Here is a 19,121-nt window from a genome sequence, read left to right as displayed (position 1 = left end):
CTTTCGGTGCTCGCGCAATCAAACGAAGGTGCTACGACCGTTTTCAGTAAATGTACAATCCATTGATTATCAATTTTATGAAAACCAAAATTTTATTTGGTTCTACCAATGATGTAATCGTTAAGTGACTTTGCGATTTGCTTTGGCTGTGTACCTGGCGAAGTCTGGTAGATTAAACCACTGGTATCCTGCCAAATAATTACGCCATCGATTCCAGTACTCTCAACAACATACATTGTGTGGGGAACATTATTATTTAGGTCCCATTCTTGTTTAGTTACTGGAACTACATTTCGATGCTCTGATTTTGCAACTCCTGTCAGCTCAATGCCGTCTGCAATGATAGCCCCAAAAGTAGATAAGTATGCTTTGTACTCATCGGAGAAACGAATCCTAAGCTGTAGCTCAGCATCTGTTATTTCAGTGTTAGAAGCCGCTTTTAATGGCAGTAAATTAGGCAAGTTCTGAATTGTATATACGATTGAAGCCATTACTCATTTCCTCCTGAGCTTTGTTCTGAACGCGATTTCCAATGTGCTTTTCGCTCTTGATCCCATGTGCTTCCTTCGCCATGTACCTCTGTTTCAAGGGTGTTATCGTGCCACAGGCTTTGGTTCTTTTTTCCGCCTTCGTATTCACCAGTTCGGTGTTCTTCCGCTGTTAACTCAACTAGAGGTGAATCAGCCTTTTGTCCAAGGTGATGCAACTCAAGCGGCTTACCGGTTTTGCTATCCAATGGGGCAAGCCCGCGTATGATGCGGTCACGGTTGGAAATGCCATCGGCGTCGGTTTTATCAAGTTCTATCTTCACCTTAATAAGGCATTTCCGATCATTAATTTCTACTTCTTTCAAAGCACCGTTCTTGAGAATATCGTATTGCTTCATGTTTTGAATATTCTCAATGATATCATCAGACCAGTTGGTTTCTTCCTTTATTATTGCCTTTTCCTCATCACTTAATCTTTCTTTTGCAGTCACATCAGACTCAGAGATTTCCTCGTGACTGCTTATGCTGAATTCTAATCGACTAATCGCATGCTGCTCTATTAAAGCCGCTCGAGAAGTACATTCGATAAACTGAATGTCTGGTTTTTCGATTGTTTGATTAACAACATTTTCTAAGGAATTGGAAAAATTTTCAATAGAGGAGAACTCATCCTTTTTCGTAGTGTAAGCGCAGTGCTCGATGTTATCAAAAGCAATTTTTTTAATAATTTCTATCATGTTGAAGGTTCTCCTTTCACCAAAGAAACAATTTCACTGAGTGTGCTGGGAGAGACCTTTATAAAATAACCACTAATTGATGCACTAATATTAGAGCTGCTTTTAAGTGAACGCTCCGCTAGTAGTGCTACATTTTGTTTGGCAAATTTTGCTATATCTTGATTGTATAATTTTGCCAATCCGCCTTTTACTTTATAGATCTTATCTGGTGTAGGTAAAGATAACGCATTTTTCAGTTCGGAAAAAAATTCATCCGCGGGTAGTTCCTTTGCACAATAAACGCCTTGAACTAACATACCCAAAAGAACTTCAGTCATGTATTCAGCAACTATTGACCAGGTATCGCGGCACAGAATAAGTGAGATACCTCTTTGACGGAGCAAACTGGATAGTTGATTAAGAACCTCATTACATGAAACAGCAACATCTTCGGGTGATTCGACGAATAAAGTATTCAACAAAGCAAATATTTTACGCTTTGCTATATCATCCTCGCCAAGTACGCTGCGAATTGTCCCAATATTAATTTTGTAGAAACGATCACTATTGTGATTGTATAAACCCTCATCGCTCACAAAAACATCCAATTCTTTCTCGACACCATCATCATCTATAAAGGTTTCAGAAATTTTAACATTAGTTGGTAGTGACATGCCTTCTTTATGACAAAAAGCATAGCCTGCCTCAAGAGTGCCAAGTTGTAACGCATCTTTCGCAGATATACCAATTGTATTTGCTATAATTTGCTGATCATCGGCAGAGACAATACGTTGAACGATTTTTGTTGAGGAATTTTTAATCACATCAGGGGCAAGCTTAGTGGGGATTTGTTCAGAAACAATAACACCTTGTCCATAAGATCTCATTTCTGCAATCATATTGGTAAAATGTTCTACTGCTTTTCCTTTAGGGTTGCCCGCTGATTCAGTAGAGCGATCAGTATTAATATTCTTCAACAATCGGTGAGCCTCTTCAATAACGAGAAGATGTTTTAGCTCTGTTTTTTTGTAACCGCTTATCTCTTTAGCAATTTGCCTATATTCATTAATGAAGATAACCAAAAGACCCACGCTAAATGCTTTGTCTGAATCATCAGCTAAGCCTTCTAATTCAAAAACCACGTTTTTTTCTAGTAATTCCGAGAAGTCAAGATGTTCACAAGTGTTGAATGTAAAGCCTTTTGCACCCACACATAAGTTTTCGAGACGAACTTTTATTGCCGTCTTAACATTCCCTGCGACCTCTCCATCATATTTCAATTCTTTTTCAATATAACGAGCTATTTCATTCTTTAATTCCTGCATTGTGGGAAAAAGATATTTATGCGAGGCAAGAGCGTACTTTCGCTTCGTGTATTTTATGTTAAAAAAATTGGCTACGCTTTGGCTATTAGCCAGCATGGGATGATATCCAAGGGTTAGATCCCACCCTTTGTTTTTATATATAGTATGCAGACATTTTTCTAGTATATATGGCATAGGTCCATAAAAAGAAAATGAGGCATTAAAAAGATCTTTCAAATAGTCGATGTGCGTTTGTGGACTTACACCTGGCATTATATAGAATGGATTGATTTGTGGGCAGTTAAGCTCTGGCTTGCCGAGCGTGTAAACTGTAGTATCGATCGCCAAGTTACGATATTCTTTCTTAGCGGATTCAATTACTAAAAATGGTTTTTTAGCTTCTACGAGAATCTTTTTGACTGTTGTTGTTTTGCCACTACCTGTAATTCCGCAGACAAATGTATGTTTGTTAAGATCAGAAGGGCTTAGTGCGAAAGGCATGTTCTGTATGGCTTTTTTTCCATCAGCTACATAGCCAACTGTTACTGAGTCGGAGCCAATATAACTTCGAGATAAAGGGTAAGTTTTTTCAATACGCAGCTCAAAATCTGGTACGCTTTCAGTGGGCATTGTACACAATAAGCCAAGCTCAGAAGAGTTCATATATGAGCATAGAGGATTCTCATTATCGCGGCCTAAAAACTCAGGAATACGCAATATTTCCTCTTGAGATGAGGTGGGTTCAAATGATAATAGTGGCAATTTGTCAGGATCGGGTTTTGATAATTCACCACACAAGCAAGCCTTTATAATATTTCTTGAAACATCTGAATCAGCTGAGTATGAGATCGCTGTTTGCCAAAGACCACTATTCTGTCCAATTTTAAGTCGTTCTATTGCTTTGTCGGCGTAATTCATCAGTTCAAGCGCAAATCCATTTTGAATATCACCTGATATGGTATTTCCATCAGTTATGGCTTTAGAGACAGAGTCACTATAACCTTCCGAATGTGTTTTTCCGCCACCAACAACACTTCCGAGTAAAGTACCAAGGCCACCACCAACAAGAGCACCAGCTGAAGTGCCAATTCCAGGAAGAAATATTGTTCCTATAGCTCCGCCAGCAGTCGCACCGATACCTGCACCGACTTGCCCTGCAACACTGTTTTTTCCATCGTTCACATTTTTCGTATGTGTAGTCGTCTCAGAATAACTGTCTGAACGTGCCACATTCCGCTTACTTACGGCAAATGCTTTGTCTCTCACGGAAATTAAATCAGAGATATTTTGCGTTACACTTTGTGTGGTTATCGGTTTTGCAATAAACAATACGGTATAATCTTGCCCGTTTAGGCTTCGCATAATAGAGGAAAGACTGAAAGTTTGTTTTTGCTCTCGAAGATAAAGAGTAGGAACGCCCGAAAGAATGCCACAGCTCATATCTGAAATTTTGTTCTCAGAAAAATCAGGCGTATAGCTCTCCATTTCAATACCGGAAAGCATTCCTTGCGTAATTTTTTTTACACTTTCAACATCGCTACTCGAATATATACCAAGAACAAGATTAGTCACACCTTTACGACTGACTAACCCATAGCTAATGGGAATACCAATTGAATGCAAAGCGGTAAATAGCTTTTCGATTTTTGCATTCACGGTTTCAAACGCTTTCTCCACAGTATCTGCCGTACAGCAACTTATACGAAAATATGTCATCCCATCAAGCTGGAGACTACTTTCGTCATCCAATAGATTTTCTATATTATCTCGATCAACAAGATATGAAGGATAAACAAGTCGCAAAAATTCTTCAGTCTGTTTGCCAATGATGGCACTGTCATTATTAAATTCATTCTTCATAGAGAATTGCTGAGCTACTAAGGTATTGTTTTCCATTCTATCAACTCATATGCTGTTTGATTTCACCGGCGCGCCTGTCGAAATAATTTTCAACTTCATTAAACCAATTGTGGATTTGTTGTTGTGCTTCGCTGAGATATTTTTCTATAGCTAAATATAAATTTTTTTTGTTTCGATTTGGCTCAACGATAAGATAATTCGTCATCGCTGCTCCAAATGCCGCCGCAAAAAGTAAACCGACGGGCACTGGCACAAGGTTTGAAACCGAAAGTCCTGTCGCTAGTACAGCCCCTATTGTGCTAATGCCCCCAATAGCGAGAACTCCACCGCCAACTTTGGCAGCTTGCATAATACGAGGTGCTTCCTGATAGTCGACGGTAGTGTTTAATGTAAACTGGTATTTATTGAGAATTTCTTGACGTAAATTTAGTGCTAAAAACTCATTTTGCCGAGTTATGTGAGTAGCAAAAAACGGGGTTTCAAAAAGCGCATCATCCAACTCGAAAAGCATATCGCTCAATATATTTTTACTACGTGAAACCATTTCTGAACTAACGCGCTGGCTAATCCTATGCACCGAATCGTTAAATGAATTTGTCTCATCAAGGATTTTCGTCACTTCTGTTCTAAGATCGTTAAACATTTTATCGACTTTGGTTTTGATTTTTTTATTGTGCATTTTTTGCAATGCCTCCCTGTATTTTTGCCGCATCTGAATTCGCAGATGAAATACATTTAATTAAGATCGTTAGCTCTTTGATTATTTTTTTATTTTGTTCGGCTGTAATCTTTGCTTCCATAATGATATCCAACTCTTTTTTCTTGTTATCAGCATTTTCCGAAAGCTCTTGAATATATCGTGACCTGATGTTTTCTGTAAACTCGCCTAAGTTGTCGATTAAGGCATTCCTGATCTCATCGAGGCGAGATATAATGTTTTCCTTAATGATAGTATAGTGTCTTTTCTTTGAATATTCCGAATAATATTTAGTTTTTTTAAACGTCACGCCATCTTCATATGACTTTGTTTCTTCAGCTTTTGATTTGGTTGACTCGCGAATTTCGTCAAAAGTTTTTTCTGTAAAATCTGGCATCAATAACTCAAAAGGAATGGTGCTATTATCGCTAAGAGAAATTAATTCTTTGTCGAATTCAGAAACTACATCTTCTTGAAGTGACTTCGTTAATTGCTTAAATTCATCTATCTTTTCGATTGCTTTACGTTCCAATTCACTAAATGATTCGCTCGAATCCTCACTAATTGAAGACACTTGAGTCTTAAAATCTAATACGGCTTGATTGGCAGTTTTGTAAATTACTCCTTCGTCGCCTCGAAATCGACGCACCACCGCATCGACGCCTTTGTACATTTTATTGTTGATAACATCCAGTTCTCCTTTAATGTTTGCAATCTTTTTTGCCAATTCATTAGGATCTTCACCTTTTTGACGAAACATATCCACTTGTAAATTTAAATCATTCCAAAGCTTCGTATAAATTTTGCAAATTGAATCAAGTAATGAACCAAGTAGAATATAATGTGCTTTTCTTCCAAAAACTTCTAGGGAATTGTAGATTTGCTCAAATCTAGACATTTCTTGGAGTTTTGTTATTAAATCACCCTTACCAAAAATACCATTTGTTTCGGTATAAGCTTTTACAACAAAATCATCTAGTGTTTCAGTCTCATTTAATCGACGTAGTTCGGCTTCGATATCATCAATTGCAGAGAACTTTTTGGCGTAAAGCTCTGCTTTACTGTCAACCAGAATAATATTTCTATGATCTAAACTGTTGAATTGTTTGTGTGCTTCTGATTCTAAACGACGCAAATCGTTGGGTGTCACATTTGTAGCGCGTGTCAGGACAAGAAAAAGCGCATTCTTATTGCGAGCTACGCTCGTATTACGCATGAATTGGTTAAACTGAGTGGACTCTAAAGCCTGGCCTGACACAGGCTTCAAGAAAATAATAGCATCGGCACTTTCGATATACTTTGATGTGATCTCGGCAACTCCTCCATGAGCACACACCCCTGGACTGTCAATAATTTCAATTCCACGCATTTCATCGCCAAAAGGAAACATTACTTCGATCTTGGTCACAATATTTTGCCAATTATTCTTCTTTTCTTGAATGTAATCCCATATTTTCTTTTTATATTCGTCAGTTGGTATATTATGAATATTAGCCTCTTGAACCTCAGGTGCGTTCAGCAGATCCTCCACCTCTCGTTTAGAGACGCTAATATTTGCACCCTTTGCGTGCGCTCTTAATCCGGATTTAACGAGAATTTCGCTGTTTATTGTAGGTACTGGAATGTCCCGATATTTATCATCTAAAGCGGCATTGTCTTTTAGAAATTGTTTTGCCGAAGAATTCTCTTTGATTTCTTCTTTACGCCCGTTCGCATAGGTTGCTCGAACATAAAACTCTTCTCCATTTTTTATTTCTATTATGGCACTCGTGCATTGTTTAACATCCGTTGGCAAGAGTTCAATACCAAGGTATGCATTGATAAAAGTTGATTTACCACTCTTTGACTCCCCGGCAATCATAAGATTGAAGCGGTCATCACGCACTTTTTCTGCCTTATTACGGATATCAAGCAGCAGTGATCCCAAGCGCTCTAAGGGATTTGGCATTCCTGCCCGTTCAGCATTCACGCTAATATCCTCTAACAACTGCTCGAGCTTTTCATACGAGTTCAATACCTCGTTCTTCCGTGACTTGTAGTCAGTTATCATTTTTTATGCCCTCTTTTGATTTTTGAGAATTTATTTTTCAAACGTATATTATATAAATATTATATTAAAGCTCTTTAATAACTCCTTGAAGGCCAGCGTTGCCCTTTAAATCGAGGCTCAGCTGGATTAATGACCTGCTTCATGTAGTAGCTCTAACCAGAAATGTGAGAGTGCCCAGATATCTTCAAGTCGACGCACTTTATGAGCATGGTTTGCCCCAATAAAACGTGATTAAACGTTCATCATTTGTTCATTCTTCCCCCGCACTGACAGTTCAGTGTGACCATGCAGGCACGATATCGCACTTGCCCAAGCCGCCCCCGCTACTCTGATGAAGCGCTAACCAAAACGCATGTAACAAGGCGGTGGTCACAAAGCGTGCCGGAATCCGCGCGGCTAAGCGCTGCGTCGACATATCAGATCCAAAAGCAAAGTAGAGCATGGCGATTTCCTTAACGTGAGTGTCTATCGGTAGCCAGTTTTTAGTTCGTATCGCTGGTGCCCGGAGTGTTCTGGTAATTCGCGAGTACCTGGGCTGCATTTGCCTTAAGGGTTTCACGCCACGTACTGGGCGCGAGCACTTTAACATTGGTGCTCATACCCATTAGCCACCATAGAGTTTGCTGATCATCGGGCACTAGGGCGGTCAGGCGATACCACCCGCTGTCAGGCAGGGCCTCTATCGTTTGCTGGTCAGACAACGGTGTTTCTTGCAGTAGCCAAGCGACCGGACGTGCGATTTCAGCCTCTAACACCACATCTTCGGGGCCTTGGCGATAGCCAAACGCACCGCTTTGGATATAGTGATCAATATCGAAATCGTCACGGGCTTGCCAGGTGCGCTGACTGAACGTCGCGTGTTTTATACGGTGAAGTGCAAACTGGCGTAAATCCTCAAACCCATCGACATGAGCGAGTAGATAAGTAGCGCTATGTCGGCTGACAATCCCTTGGGGATGAAGTGTTAGGGGCTTTTTTGTTCCAGACGTACGTGACAAATACGTAACATCAATTGCCTTTTGTTCTAGTAGTGCCTCCGCCACCGTCTGCCATGTCTCCTCATTTAGCTCTGCGGGTATTAACGCTTTGCCATTAGGAATAGCGCGGACGCAGCGGGCCCACTTGCTAAGACCGTTAGACGTCAGCCCATCGAGCAGCTGCCGAGCATCATTAAAATGGGCCGATAGCTGACCTACCACTACGGGGGGGAGAAGCCCTTTAAGGTACTCTTCAGCAAGAACAAGCGTTAACGCACTCGGAACATCCAGTGCGGGTAAATGACATTGGAAATCGCGATCAAAATACCAGCGGTAAGGTTTTTGGCTGTCGTCGCAGCCAATCGGAAATTGTGTCGAGAGTTTTTGACCTAAATCGCGCTGTAATGACCGCGTATCGATATGAAAACCACGATCAGCGAGTTTCTCTTTCAGCACGGGGGTGGAGATGCGCCCAGGGGAGCGCGGAATGAGCTGCAGTAGCGTCAAATAGCGGAAAAGCGTATCGCGCGCATCGGACATAGTGACGCCACCCCTGATAGTAATGATGAAAACGAAGAGTTTACCGTGCCTCACAAAACTTAGCGACTCTCTCGGGCAGCGCATCGGCTTCCCGTGAGACTAAATGGGCACGGTGACGCCATAGCGACACGGTGCTCTGTTCAGGTGCCGCATTAGGTATGTGCGCCCAGAGCGCGGCGGGATGTATGTCGACCGTTTTCTCTAAAGATGTATTGGGGTGTCCTTCAAGCCACCGATATACCTCCAGCGCGCTTCGCCCAACGCAGACGGGAAACAGCAGCGCATCAAAGGGGAGTGTAATTCCCAGCTCAAGCAACAGTGCGTTCACTTCATGATCACAGGCGAGGTGCCAGCGATGATGGTTAGCGACCAGCGGTGCCGTTAAGTGGCCCGCTACGCAATGCCAGATTAAATGTGCATGTAAAAAACGGCGTGATTCATCGGATAGACGAGCACTGTAGTGCGGGCTGAAATAGAGATGCCGCCCATCGGTGCTCGCAGAATCAAACGACGGCGCCACGACCGGCGTTAGGGTTAAAAGCTGGCTTAAAAAATTCATGATAGGGAGCGTGTTAGCCCAGGCGTCGCGATCCGCTTGCCACTTGGAGAGCTCTTGCTGGGTGGTCACCGAAGCGATTAATGAGCACATTTGCATATACCTACCTTCCCTGAGTGATGAAGGTAGTACGCTACGGGAGTGCTGCGACAACTAATGCCGCATGAAATAACAATGGATCAAAATGATGCGATGCATAGTGTTATCCTGCTCAGCCAGCCACTCCTTCTAGCAGCAATACTTTCCACGGTGTGATGGCCTCAATGGCACAAAGGTTTGGCAGTGATGGTTATGGATAGGCCCATGGTGCTTCTGAAGTAAAGCAGCATCTCGGGCCATATGCTCAGCACCCTAGCGTGTATTAAAAATGCTACCCGCCGGTCATTCAGTGTTTGCAGTCCTGCCGTAGATGTCACGCGATATAACGCCTTCATATACGCGGTGGCCAGTCGCTGTGTATCGCTCAGTATCTCTTTCAGTCAAGTACTTCCAAAGCCAAAATGGCTAGGCGTTAACGTGTCTTCAATCAGCAACAGCAAGCCCGGCCTGCATCCGCCGCCGTAATTCGCTAAGACAAATGCAGTATCACGTAAAGACCGGTGTGATGCCGTAACAGCATCGTTGGCGATATGGCGATATGGCGATATGGCGTTCGGGGGAGAGGGGGCGCTTTCCGAAGTGATCATCATGATGTGTTAAGAAGCACCGGTAAGGCACTACCGCCAAAGATCAAAACTGTCCTAAAACCGAACATCTTAAAATCACGCTATGTGACCGTCTTGAAGGTGGAGTTGGACGTCTGTCGGTGAAAGTGAAAAAGCTATTAGAGCCTTATTTTATTTTAAAATATTGATTTTAAAAGATTATATTGATGTTTATTGATAGGTTGTCCTGTCGGCTAAATTCATCAACATGGCTTGAAATTAGCCTCCGAAGCCGAGGGTCGCAGGTTCAAATCCTGCCGGGCGCGCCAAACATCAGAAAAGGGGCCTGCGAGAAATCGTGGGCCCCTTTTTTGGGCTGCTATCGGCCAGAAACGGTATTTTAGGTATTTCTGATATAACGCCACCAGAAGGCGCAGACAACACAAATCGAAGCGGCGTGTTGCCTGCCGCTCTGGCTGGGATTGTTATGACTCTGCATCTGAAGGTCTCTTCTTAAGGTCAACTTTGGCAACCTGTGTCTCTATCGTTTTATTACTTAGAAACACATCAATTTTGTGTAGACTGGGAAGCTCTGCCAATAGGCATTTTTCAAGTTGATCGCGAATGCGCGCAACTTCTCTGTACTCCTGCCGCCCTACCTCAACTAGATCTCCGGTTTCCTGAAATAATAAATGACAACGAAAAAACTCTCTGTTGAGATCGGTAGCCGCTTTTTTTGTCTCGTCAGAGATCCAGAACGAGTTATTTTGGCTAGATGAATGTGCAGTGAATCGACTAAAATCATCATAGTCCATAGAGAAAACTTGGTGGTACGTTCGCCTGTCTACGGACTCCGTATCTTGAATCGCAGTTTTTAACGAATTCACCACAGCATAAAGCTCTTCATGAGCAAGTAGACGCTTATCAATGAGCTTTTCAAAGTATTTGTCTTTGTATCCTAAACGGGAAATATAAATCGTCACTAGAGACGAAAGCACAGTTGCAACAATCGCGCTCGAGAGAATGACTCCTAAAATTTCCATTTAGTTTCCTCGAAAGTCATAAAGCTGAGTTAAACAACGGCCCGTCAGGGGCGTGCTGTGAAGGCAGTAGGCCGGTAAGAACTTAAGCGACTTGTTATGAGTGGCACTCATTGGACTATCCTATTATCCTATGACGGAACTCGTTAACTGCCTCTGCATGCTCTGGTTTAAGATCTGGAACTGTCCAAATAGCCCATTGGCTAAAGTTGTTGAATTTAGGCGATTCTTCGAGAATATCGGTAATCATTGATGTTGAAACTAGAACGCCAACTATTCTGCTAGACATAAAGTACTTATTGAAATGGCGCTCATGCCTGGCCAAAAAGTCCAAGTTGCGAGCATGTAACTTATCGCCTGCCTCGTCGAAGGTCGAGGCTTTTAGTAACACACTATCAGGGATCATGTCGTCAATATTCATTGCAACAATGCCAAACTCGTGCCTTTTCTCAATCTGAGACACCGCATTGGATAACACTTTCGGAACACCTTTTTCTGAAAATATTTTTTTGCAAGAAAGACCGATATTAAGTTGATTCAGCTTCACAACAACGTCTGGCTCATCTAGGGCTGTATCTGGAATCACTTTCTTAATCTTCGCAAAGGCCTCAAGCTCCCACAGAATGCTTTTTGCATGCGAGATACTTCTATCGAAGAAGTTCAGGGAACCGTTCAGTAGATCCCTCAAATACTTGTCCTTGTTGTTCTCAGACTCCAGCAACCTTACTGCGCTATAAATACGCTCAACATGCAGCGTGCAGAAGAATTTATTCATATTAGTTTCTTCGACGTTGCCTCTCGCCCACTCAGAGGCGACGTCCCTTGCGCTACTCAACAAAGAAAATAGTTGATGTCCACCATGAATCTGGATCTCAGATTTAGAGTATAAATCTTCAATGTAAGATATATGATCACTTATGCCCTCATGGTCGAATCTTTGTTTATCATTCCTTTCAATGGGATCCATATAATCTCTAATATGCTGAAGACGCTGCGAAAATTAGCTTACTCATAACGTCCGGGCCCGTAGGGCCGAATTGCTTGCGATTGTTATAAGTCGTTACACCCTGTTGCATAATATCTCGTCCATATTAGTGACTAGCAATTCGAGATGCTCTATTCGCTTGGCGATTTGATCTTCATCAATATCAATAATACGTCCGTGCCGATTATAGTCTCCAGCATGGGCAATTTGGTGTCTGCGTTCAACTAGCTTGCCGACTGATTTCTTGATCGATGGTTTCAGGCTTTTCCGCGCCGCGTTCTCAGTGATGTTCGCGAGACGGTAGGGCTTAAATATTTGATCAATAACATCAAACTTTTGGGTCGTGTATGATCCGTAGTAATTCTCTATAAGCGTTCTAATTCTTCGATATGGACGCTCCATACTTAGAAGAACAAGTGCTTCCTTGGTGTCCAGGCCAGACTTATACAAAAGATCAATTAATTCGTCGTCAGGCTTATACCTTTGAAGATAAGGAACAAGCTTTTCCGAAAAAGCATCAGTAACATAAGTATCTAGTGCAGCCACAGAGAGCACAACTGCCCCTCGTACGATATCTTTAGGTGTAGGAATCGCAACACCGTTCGCTTGGTCTATAGCCTGCAATTGCTTGTAGGCATCAACTAAGGACTCGCACCGCTTAATAGTTTTTATGAATTTGCTATGCGCGTTCGATGGCACGAACCCTCCTTAGACTTATAGCAGCGTATTAGGCTGACCATTCTATTATTGAATGAACACGATGGCACTTTTTCCGGCAAATGCAGCCCACCAGATTCTCCCAAGCCCATAATCCATCGGGCTATTATTTTCCATTAGGCCGTTTAGCCAAAATACCCGCGCTTGCTGTATTTCCAAGCACGGTCGTTTTCAGTCTTGGCTGCATAGCTATACGCTGCCTTTTAGCTTTCGGGCACGGCCCAATTCTTACTGAAACTAACCTAGCACAAGCTGCCGAAGTAGGCTGAGTCTCGTAAGCTTTTCTTTTCAACGCTCTTTCGTGGCCTGCTGATTGGGGCATAAATTTTTCTAGCGTTGGCGCGACGCAGTCTTGATTAGATGGGAGCTGGGGAGCAAACACTAACCCCGCGTAAGCTCTTGAAAGCCAAGAGGTGAGGTCATGTACTTATGGTCATCACACTGTTAGCTGCCAGTATGAGGGCTGAGGGCGAGAGGAGGCTAAATGCGAGATCAAGCACAATTCTTAAGCCGACATAAAGTCGTTCCAGCTCCTTACCAAATAGTTATGCTCATCCATAACAGTATTCCACACCGCGATGCGGCTCATTCTTGTCTGGTAGTCTCCGCCGTCGCGGATTTCGCCTCGATGAATCATATCAGCGGTGCCATCAGGGCCCGGAAGGCTCTTAGCGGCAGGTTTTCAGCTATACCAAAAGTCCCACTCTGCAGTGGATAGGTGAGGGCGGGTCAGTTCTGGGGTGGAAATGTAATAGCCTTGGCGGGCCATGACGAATCCGGGCCATCCAGAAATCCACCAGTGGATGTAGTCATAAGCCGCATCTAGCGGGCGTCTAATCGGTAATACATCAAATTAAGCAAGTCTAAGGTAAGCGTGCCGCAAACAGTGAGGGCGCTTCATAGGAAGCGCCCTCATGGTAACGGTAAAGAGGGTGCGTTACTTAAAACTCGACGGTCGCCGAAAGCTTGAAGGTGCGCGGTTCGCCTTGAATCAAATAATTCGCAAAGGACGTCGAGGCGCCTGACCAGTAATTTTCGTCGGTAACGTTGTCGATGCCTGCGCGCCAGATCCAATCAGCGCCACCGACCGGTGTGGTGTAGCGCAGGCCAAGATCGAGGCGTGTCCAGGAATCCAGCTTCAAGTCGTTGGCTACATCGGCGTACTGCGAGCCCGTGTGCAGGACGCGACCAGTGGCAGTGAGACGCTCGATGAAGGTCGTGTCCCATTCGCCACCAAGCACAAAACGATACTCAGGAACGCCCGTGGCGTCATTTCCTTCGTTGCCATCCTGTGCTTTGGTGAGTTCGGCATCTATCCAGGTCGCGCTGCTAAACAGGCGCACTCCTGTCGTCGGCTCACCGTAAAGGCTTAGCTCCAGGCCGCGATTACGCTGCTCGTTATCCAGGTTGCCGACGCCATCGACGACCGCTGCAGAGGGTAGCTCGATCTGGAACAGGCTAATGCCACCGCCTAAGTTGCCGTAGTCGAACTTAGCGCCCACCTCTTGCTGCTCGGCATGGGCAATGCCCAAGTGCTGCCCAAAGTTCAGCGCTGTGGTATCGGTGACCGTGCCGCTATCCCGCAAAGCTTCGACGTAGTTGGCGTAGAGCGAGATATTATCCGTGGTCTTGAACACTGCGCCGACGGCGGGGGTTACCCGACGATCGGCATAGCGATTGCTGCTGCCGTCGTTAGGACGTTCGTCGATCTCGAGTTCCTGGTAGCGTGCGCCCAGCGTCAGCAACAGTCGGTCATCGATGAATCCAAGCGTATCGCTCAGCGTGACCCCTTGGGAGCGTGTGCGCGTCACGCTGCCCCCCACGAAAGGCGTGCCATCCGGGCGAGATAAATCGACAGGATCGTAGATGTTGGTCGTGCCTGCCGCGAGGAAATTCCAGTCCGTGTCGAACTTGCGATAGGCGCTAGAGTAGCCAACGGTGATGTCATGACTAACCGGGCCGGTTAACACATACCCACGAAGCCCCGCCTGGCTGGCGACGTTGTCGATATGGTTGTTGGTCTCGAAGTCGTTGACACTGGCATTACCCGCGTCATCGGTAAGGCTCGGAGTCGCCGACACGATGCCTTCCTGCGTGCGGTTACCCCCAAAGGCTGCGAAAGCGGTCCAAGTGTTGGTGAGGTCATATTCGCCCCTGACCATGCCGAAATCGGTTTCTAGTTCGGTTCCACCGAAAGAGGGGGTGTAGTTCAAAGAGGAGTCCGGCGCAGTGGGCACCCGAGTGGCCGCGCCGGTTCTGACACTTGAACGGCCGCCATCCAGGGTGAACTTTTGATGACCGACATCGAACAATATCCGGCCTTTATCGCCACGGTAGTCGAGCCCAACGACAACGGAGGTATCGCGCTGGTTTTCGTCATCAATGGCGGCGTCACCACGGCCGCGCGTGGCACTTACCCGTGCTCCCCATTGCTTTTGATCACCATAACGCTGGCTAGCATCGACGCCCACTTCGCCGTAGCCATCGGAGCGGTAGCCACTGGATAGATTGAGCATCGGGTCATCCCCTGCATGCTTGGGCTCGATGTTGATGGTGCCACCAATTCCGCCGCTCCCACCGATGGGAATGCCCGACGTAAAGGCGCTGGCGCCTTTGAAGACTTCGACGCGCTCGGCAAGGTCGCTATTGATGATTTGTCGTGGCAGTACACCGTAGAGGCCGCCATAAGCCACGTCGTCACCGTTCAGGTCAAAACCGCGCACTTTGTACGCTTCGCCATAGATGCCAAAGCCCAGCCCTACCGATACTGAGGCATCGTTCTGAAGCGTATCGCCCAGTGTCTGGGATTGTTGGTTCTCCATCAGCTCACTGGTATAACTGATAACGTTGAAAGGCACGTCCATCGCGTCCTTTTCACCGATCAGGCCCACTCGGCCACCCGCCGCGATTTGGCCACCGGCGAAGGCTGGAGGTGGCGTATCTCCATAGGTCGGTACGGAGCCCGTGACGGTGACGGTATCCAGAGACTGATTGTCAGCACTCGTTTGCGCCCAGGCGGTCGCGGGTGTGATACCCATCGCGATCAGCGTCAGCGCGCGCAGAAGCCGTGCTTTACGGCGCTTAGCCGCTGTGTTGGAGGTGTTCCCAAGAGACATAGTGTCGATCCTATCGTTTTTACAGCAGCGCCCAGCCGCCACGTTTTTATGAAACCGATGTAAGAAAGCGGAGGCTTGGCTGTCGTGCCATGATCACCTTTCCGGTATGGCTTTATATGATAAACAAAATGAGATGTATTAACATATGCGGATGACATTTTTCCGTACTGCCTTGCAAAAAATCCGCATTGACGTCTCAATGTGATTCCTTTTTTCTGATGCTCTCGCTGCTATGTGCCACCGGTCGATGCTCTCTTTCTTGGCTCGCTGCTGTTTAACGGCCGCTTGCTTGCTGCCCTTGTCGAGTGCCCACGCGCAGTGGGCCACTATCAACTGGACCATTGCCGAAACGCTACTGGCCATTGACGCGCCGCTGAGTGGTACCGCTCAACAAAATGGCTACCATGAGTGGGTAGGGGAGCCAAGGATCCCCGACGGCGTTGCAGATCTTGGCCTGCGATCACAGCCCAACCTCGAACTCATGGCGCAATCGCCACCGACGCAAACGTTCACTTCGCCGATGTTCGCCAGTTTGACAGAGCGTCTGGAGAGAATTGCCCCCGTCACGTCGTTCTCCCCCTATTCACCCGGCACTCATACCTGGCAAGAGATACAAACACTCACCCGGCAGCTAGGTGAGTTGACCGGCCACCGGCTGCAGGCAGCGCAGCTAATCAACGAAACGCATGCGTTGATGGACACGCTTAGCCAACAGCGCCCCGATGCACCGCCGCTACTGATGGTGCAATTCATGGATGCCCGTCATGTCAGGATTTTTGGCGACAACAGTCTCTATAATGCGGTGCTTGAACGAATCAATTTGACCAATGCCTGGGATCGGCCCACCAACGCCTGGGGATTTTCACTCGTGGGTATCGAAGCGCTCTACGACTATCCTGAGGCCACTCTGGTCGTTGTCGAACCGGTGCCCGCTGGGGTCGAAGACACGCTGGCGAAAAGTGGTTTATGGCAACATTTACCCAGCGTTAAAAACGCCACTCTATTGCGCTTACCACCGGTATGGAGTTTTGGCGCGCTGCCTTCCGCTCAACGCTTTGCTCGGGAGCTGGTTTCTGCACTGACGTCGCGCACCCCCCTTGAGTAAGCGATTGCGCGCTTAATCCCATTTTTCGATCAGGCTAATTGCTAGATCAAGCACAAGGCTTAAGCCGACATAAAGTCATTCCAGCGCCTTACCAAATAGTTATGCTCATCCATGACGGTATTCCACACCGCGATGCGGCTCATTCTTGTCTGGTAGTCTCCGCCGTCGCGGATTTCGCCTCGATGAATCATGTCAGAGCTGCCATCAGGGCCCGGAAGGCTCTTGGCGGCGGGTTTGCCGCCATACCAAAAGTCCCACTCCGCAGCTGAAAGGTGAGGGCGGGTCAGTTCTGGGGTGGAAATGTAATAGCCTTGGCGGGCCATGACGGCACCGGGCCATCCAGAAATCCACCAGTTGAGGTAGTCATAAGCCGCATCTAGCGTGCGTCCTTTCACATGCCGCGAGATTGACATGCCGCCATACCAGGCGCGATAGCCCTCTGTTGGCGCCGCCATGCGCACCTGGATGTTGCGTTTTTTGAGATCCGTCATAGCGGGCGACCATAGGCTTTCGATGCCGACCCGGCCGCGTACCATATCTGAAGAGGCTTGATCCTGGTTGCTCCAGAAGGCGCGAAAGTGTTGCTGACGCTTGAGATTGATAAGGCAATCAATAAGGCTGTCGATCTCTGCCACGCTGAGATTGCCCAGGTCTTCGAACTCGACCAGCCCTGCTGCTTTGGCTGCCAGTGCGGCGTCTATTGCGCCGATGGCGCTGTCATTTTGCAGGCTGACCATGCCTTTCCAGCGCTTGTCCAACAACCAGCTCCAGCTCTCTTTGTTGATATCCAACCCTTTGGGGAGCATGTCGGTGCGATAACCGAAGCTGTCCACATTGTGGCTAACAGGAAGCATGGTGATATGCCCACTGGGGCGAGAACCGTAACTGCCATCGGGTTGAACATAGAGGAGGTTGACCGGGTTACTGCCTGCCCCCAGGGGGGCGTGGGGTGTCAGCCTACCTGTCTTGGGGAGGTCATTGATCATGTCCCAGTGTTTAATGCGATCCACCTGAATGGGTTGAATCGCATTAGCGGGCCAGACGAAGTCCACGTTGTGAAACCACTGGTCATAGATATCGAAGCTGTCAGGAGTTAGCACCCCCGCTTGCTGTGCGGCAACGCCATCGAGCACCTCAAAGGTGAGGCGAAGGCCCAAGTCTTCCCGAGCACGCTTGCGAATGCTTTCAAGCAGCGTCACCGAGGTGCCGAGCACCCTTAGGGTAACGGGGCCTCGCTGCACATAGGGCATGGCTAGCGGTTTGGGGGATGCAGCTTCATGCATGGAATATCCTGGGGCTTGGGTGGTTGCTAACGGCATTCATGAAGGTATTCAGCGAGTCTGTCACGCACTTGGCGGTGATGCCATGAGTGATGAAAATCAGCTCCGAGATGCGGTCGTCTTTAGGCCAGGCGTCTATGTGCTCTGGCGGGTGAATGGTGTGCTGAACGCCATGTATGATCACCGGGCGGGTATCCCCTTTGACATGCAGCACGCCTTTGACGCGCATGATGTGACTGCCATGGCGGTTGAGCAACATCGAGAGCCAAAGGCCAAAGCACGTCCAGTCCACTTCGCCGTCGAAGCAGAGGCGGAATGACTGAACATCTCCAAGGTGAGAAACCGCGTCAGGTGCTGGCGGCTTACGCCAGGGCCCAAGCCATGTTTTTACCTCTGAGTAGCTGTAGTGGTCAATATGCGGCCCACTGCCGAATAGCTCATCACTGGCCTGGTTTAAGGCTTCCTGCCCCAATTGCTGCGCTGCCGGGTTGATGGTGTCAATCAGGCTTTGAACCTCATCAAGCTGGGTTTGATCGACCAGGTCGACCTTACTGATGACGAGTTTGTCGGCGACGGCAATCTGAGATTCCCACACCGGCTGGAGCTTGCGGCTGGCAGTGGCGTTGAGGGCATCGACCAGAGTGAGATTGGTGCCTGGGCGCAGATGGTGCCGCAGTACAGGATCAGCGGTGATCGTTGAGGCAATGGGGCCGGGGTCGGCCAGGCCAGTGGTTTCCAGAATGATGCGTTTGAAGGGCGGAATTTTGCCGTCCTGCCGCTGTGACATCAGGCGCCTTAACGCATCAGACAGTTCGCCACGAATGGTGCAGCAGACACAGCCACTGGAGAGCAGCACGGCATCTTCGGCGATTTCACCCAGCAGGCGGTTATCTAGGCCCACGTCGCCAAATTCGTTGATCAGCACGGCGCTGTCGCCGAAGTCTTCACTGGCGAGTACCGATTTGAGCAAGGTGGTTTTGCCACTGCCCAGAAAGCCCGATATCACGTGAACCGGTAGCAGTGGCGTCTTGTCGTTCATTGATCGG

Annotated in this window: 15 protein-coding genes; 1 reads left to right on the top strand and 14 read right to left on the bottom strand. The window is 46.9% G+C overall.

All coding sequences use genetic code 11. The features are described from left to right. Window positions 1-92: 92 nt before the first annotated feature. The 12 genes from U738_RS13955 to U738_RS13905 all read right to left on the bottom strand — a co-directional run bounded on the left by U738_RS13955 (window position 93) and on the right by U738_RS13905 (window position 15,690). Window positions 93-491: an SMI1/KNR4 family protein gene (locus U738_RS13955; protein ID WP_035581545.1), complete on the bottom strand. Its 399-nt coding sequence runs from the start codon at window positions 489-491 to the stop codon at window positions 93-95. After that, the gene (locus tag U738_RS13950) at window positions 491-1,225 is read right to left on the bottom strand and encodes an HNH/ENDO VII family nuclease (RefSeq protein WP_050712946.1); all 735 of its coding nucleotides are present in this window, start codon (window positions 1,223-1,225) and stop codon (window positions 491-493) included. Before U738_RS13950 ends, U738_RS13955 begins: the two co-directional genes overlap by 1 nt. After that, the gene (locus U738_RS13945) at window positions 1,222-4,404 is read right to left on the bottom strand and encodes an ATP-binding protein (protein WP_050712947.1); all 3,183 of its coding nucleotides are present in this window, start codon (window positions 4,402-4,404) and stop codon (window positions 1,222-1,224) included. The genes U738_RS13950 and U738_RS13945 overlap by 4 nt, the downstream gene beginning before the upstream one ends. A 4-nt stretch (window positions 4,405-4,408) precedes the next feature. Continuing rightward, window positions 4,409-5,047 (bottom strand): hypothetical protein, encoded by a 639-nt coding sequence (locus U738_RS13940; protein WP_035581543.1) that lies wholly within the window; start codon window positions 5,045-5,047, stop codon window positions 4,409-4,411. Then, entirely contained in the window at window positions 5,037-7,034 is a 1,998-nt protein-coding gene (locus tag U738_RS13935) for a dynamin family protein (RefSeq protein WP_161786295.1), read from the bottom strand. The genes U738_RS13940 and U738_RS13935 overlap by 11 nt, the downstream gene beginning before the upstream one ends. 355 nt (window positions 7,035-7,389) lie before the next feature. After that, window positions 7,390-7,557: a hypothetical protein gene (locus U738_RS22980; protein WP_231896794.1), complete on the bottom strand. Its 168-nt coding sequence runs from the start codon at window positions 7,555-7,557 to the stop codon at window positions 7,390-7,392. 40 nt (window positions 7,558-7,597) lie between these two features. Further along, a complete protein-coding gene (locus U738_RS13930) occupies window positions 7,598-8,632 on the bottom strand; it encodes a helix-turn-helix transcriptional regulator (RefSeq protein ID WP_035581540.1) in 1,035 nt (344 codons plus the stop codon). Between the two features lie 40 nt (window positions 8,633-8,672). After that, window positions 8,673-9,287, bottom strand: a complete 615-nt coding sequence (locus U738_RS13925) for a DUF2201 family putative metallopeptidase (protein WP_035581538.1) — start codon at window positions 9,285-9,287, stop codon at window positions 8,673-8,675. 1,030 nt (window positions 9,288-10,317) lie between these two features. Beyond that, entirely contained in the window at window positions 10,318-10,875 is a 558-nt protein-coding gene (locus U738_RS13920) for a hypothetical protein (RefSeq protein ID WP_035581535.1), read from the bottom strand. Between the two features lie 115 nt (window positions 10,876-10,990). After that, entirely contained in the window at window positions 10,991-11,839 is an 849-nt protein-coding gene (locus U738_RS13915; RefSeq protein ID WP_035581533.1) for a hypothetical protein, read from the bottom strand. Window positions 11,840-11,932: 93 nt separating this feature from the next. Further along, entirely contained in the window at window positions 11,933-12,556 is a 624-nt protein-coding gene (locus tag U738_RS13910) for a HEPN domain-containing protein (RefSeq protein WP_035581531.1), read from the bottom strand. Window positions 12,557-13,515: 959 nt separating this feature from the next. After that, complete coding sequence (locus U738_RS13905) at window positions 13,516-15,690, bottom strand: TonB-dependent receptor (RefSeq protein ID WP_035581528.1); 2,175 nt, start codon at window positions 15,688-15,690, stop codon at window positions 13,516-13,518. Window positions 15,691-15,937: 247 nt separating this feature from the next. Here U738_RS13905 and U738_RS13900 point away from each other — a divergent pair, with 247 nt between their 5' ends. Then, window positions 15,938-16,795, top strand: coding sequence for an ABC transporter substrate-binding protein (locus tag U738_RS13900; RefSeq protein ID WP_051912777.1), 858 nt, complete (start codon window positions 15,938-15,940; stop codon window positions 16,793-16,795). Window positions 16,796-16,854: 59 nt separating this feature from the next. Here U738_RS13900 and U738_RS13895 read toward each other — a convergent pair whose 3' ends face one another. Next, window positions 16,855-18,078, bottom strand: a complete 1,224-nt coding sequence (locus tag U738_RS13895) for an ABC transporter substrate-binding protein (protein ID WP_081899107.1) — start codon at window positions 18,076-18,078, stop codon at window positions 16,855-16,857. Next, a complete protein-coding gene (locus U738_RS13890; protein ID WP_035581524.1) occupies window positions 18,071-19,114 on the bottom strand; it encodes a CobW family GTP-binding protein in 1,044 nt (347 codons plus the stop codon). The genes U738_RS13895 and U738_RS13890 overlap by 8 nt, the downstream gene beginning before the upstream one ends. Window positions 19,115-19,121: the final 7 nt, after the last annotated feature.

The sequence above is a fragment of the Halomonas sp. TG39a genome (assembly GCF_000744395.1).
Lineage (GTDB): Bacteria > Pseudomonadota > Gammaproteobacteria > Pseudomonadales > Halomonadaceae > Vreelandella > Vreelandella ventosae_B.
The sequence above is the reverse complement of the archived record's forward strand: the minus strand, read 5'-3'. Positions and strand labels throughout refer to the sequence as shown.

Coding starts and splice junctions, on each gene's coding strand:
- U738_RS13905 (WP_035581528.1), bottom strand. CDS start 15,690: ATGTCTCTTGGGAACACCTCCAACACAGCGGCTAAGCGCCGTAAAGCA.
- U738_RS13900 (WP_051912777.1), top strand. CDS start 15,938: ATGCTCTCTTTCTTGGCTCGCTGCTGTTTAACGGCCGCTTGCTTGCTG.
- U738_RS13950 (WP_050712946.1), bottom strand. CDS start 1,225: ATGATAGAAATTATTAAAAAAATTGCTTTTGATAACATCGAGCACTGC.
- U738_RS13955 (WP_035581545.1), bottom strand. CDS start 491: ATGGCTTCAATCGTATATACAATTCAGAACTTGCCTAATTTACTGCCA.
- U738_RS13915 (WP_035581533.1), bottom strand. CDS start 11,839: ATGGATCCCATTGAAAGGAATGATAAACAAAGATTCGACCATGAGGGC.
- U738_RS22980 (WP_231896794.1), bottom strand. CDS start 7,557: ATGCTCTACTTTGCTTTTGGATCTGATATGTCGACGCAGCGCTTAGCC.
- U738_RS13940 (WP_035581543.1), bottom strand. CDS start 5,047: ATGCACAATAAAAAAATCAAAACCAAAGTCGATAAAATGTTTAACGAT.
- U738_RS13925 (WP_035581538.1), bottom strand. CDS start 9,287: ATGCAAATGTGCTCATTAATCGCTTCGGTGACCACCCAGCAAGAGCTC.
- U738_RS13930 (WP_035581540.1), bottom strand. CDS start 8,632: ATGTCCGATGCGCGCGATACGCTTTTCCGCTATTTGACGCTACTGCAG.
- U738_RS13920 (WP_035581535.1), bottom strand. CDS start 10,875: ATGGAAATTTTAGGAGTCATTCTCTCGAGCGCGATTGTTGCAACTGTG.
- U738_RS13890 (WP_035581524.1), bottom strand. CDS start 19,114: ATGAACGACAAGACGCCACTGCTACCGGTTCACGTGATATCGGGCTTT.
- U738_RS13945 (WP_050712947.1), bottom strand. CDS start 4,404: ATGGAAAACAATACCTTAGTAGCTCAGCAATTCTCTATGAAGAATGAA.
- U738_RS13895 (WP_081899107.1), bottom strand. CDS start 18,078: ATGCATGAAGCTGCATCCCCCAAACCGCTAGCCATGCCCTATGTGCAG.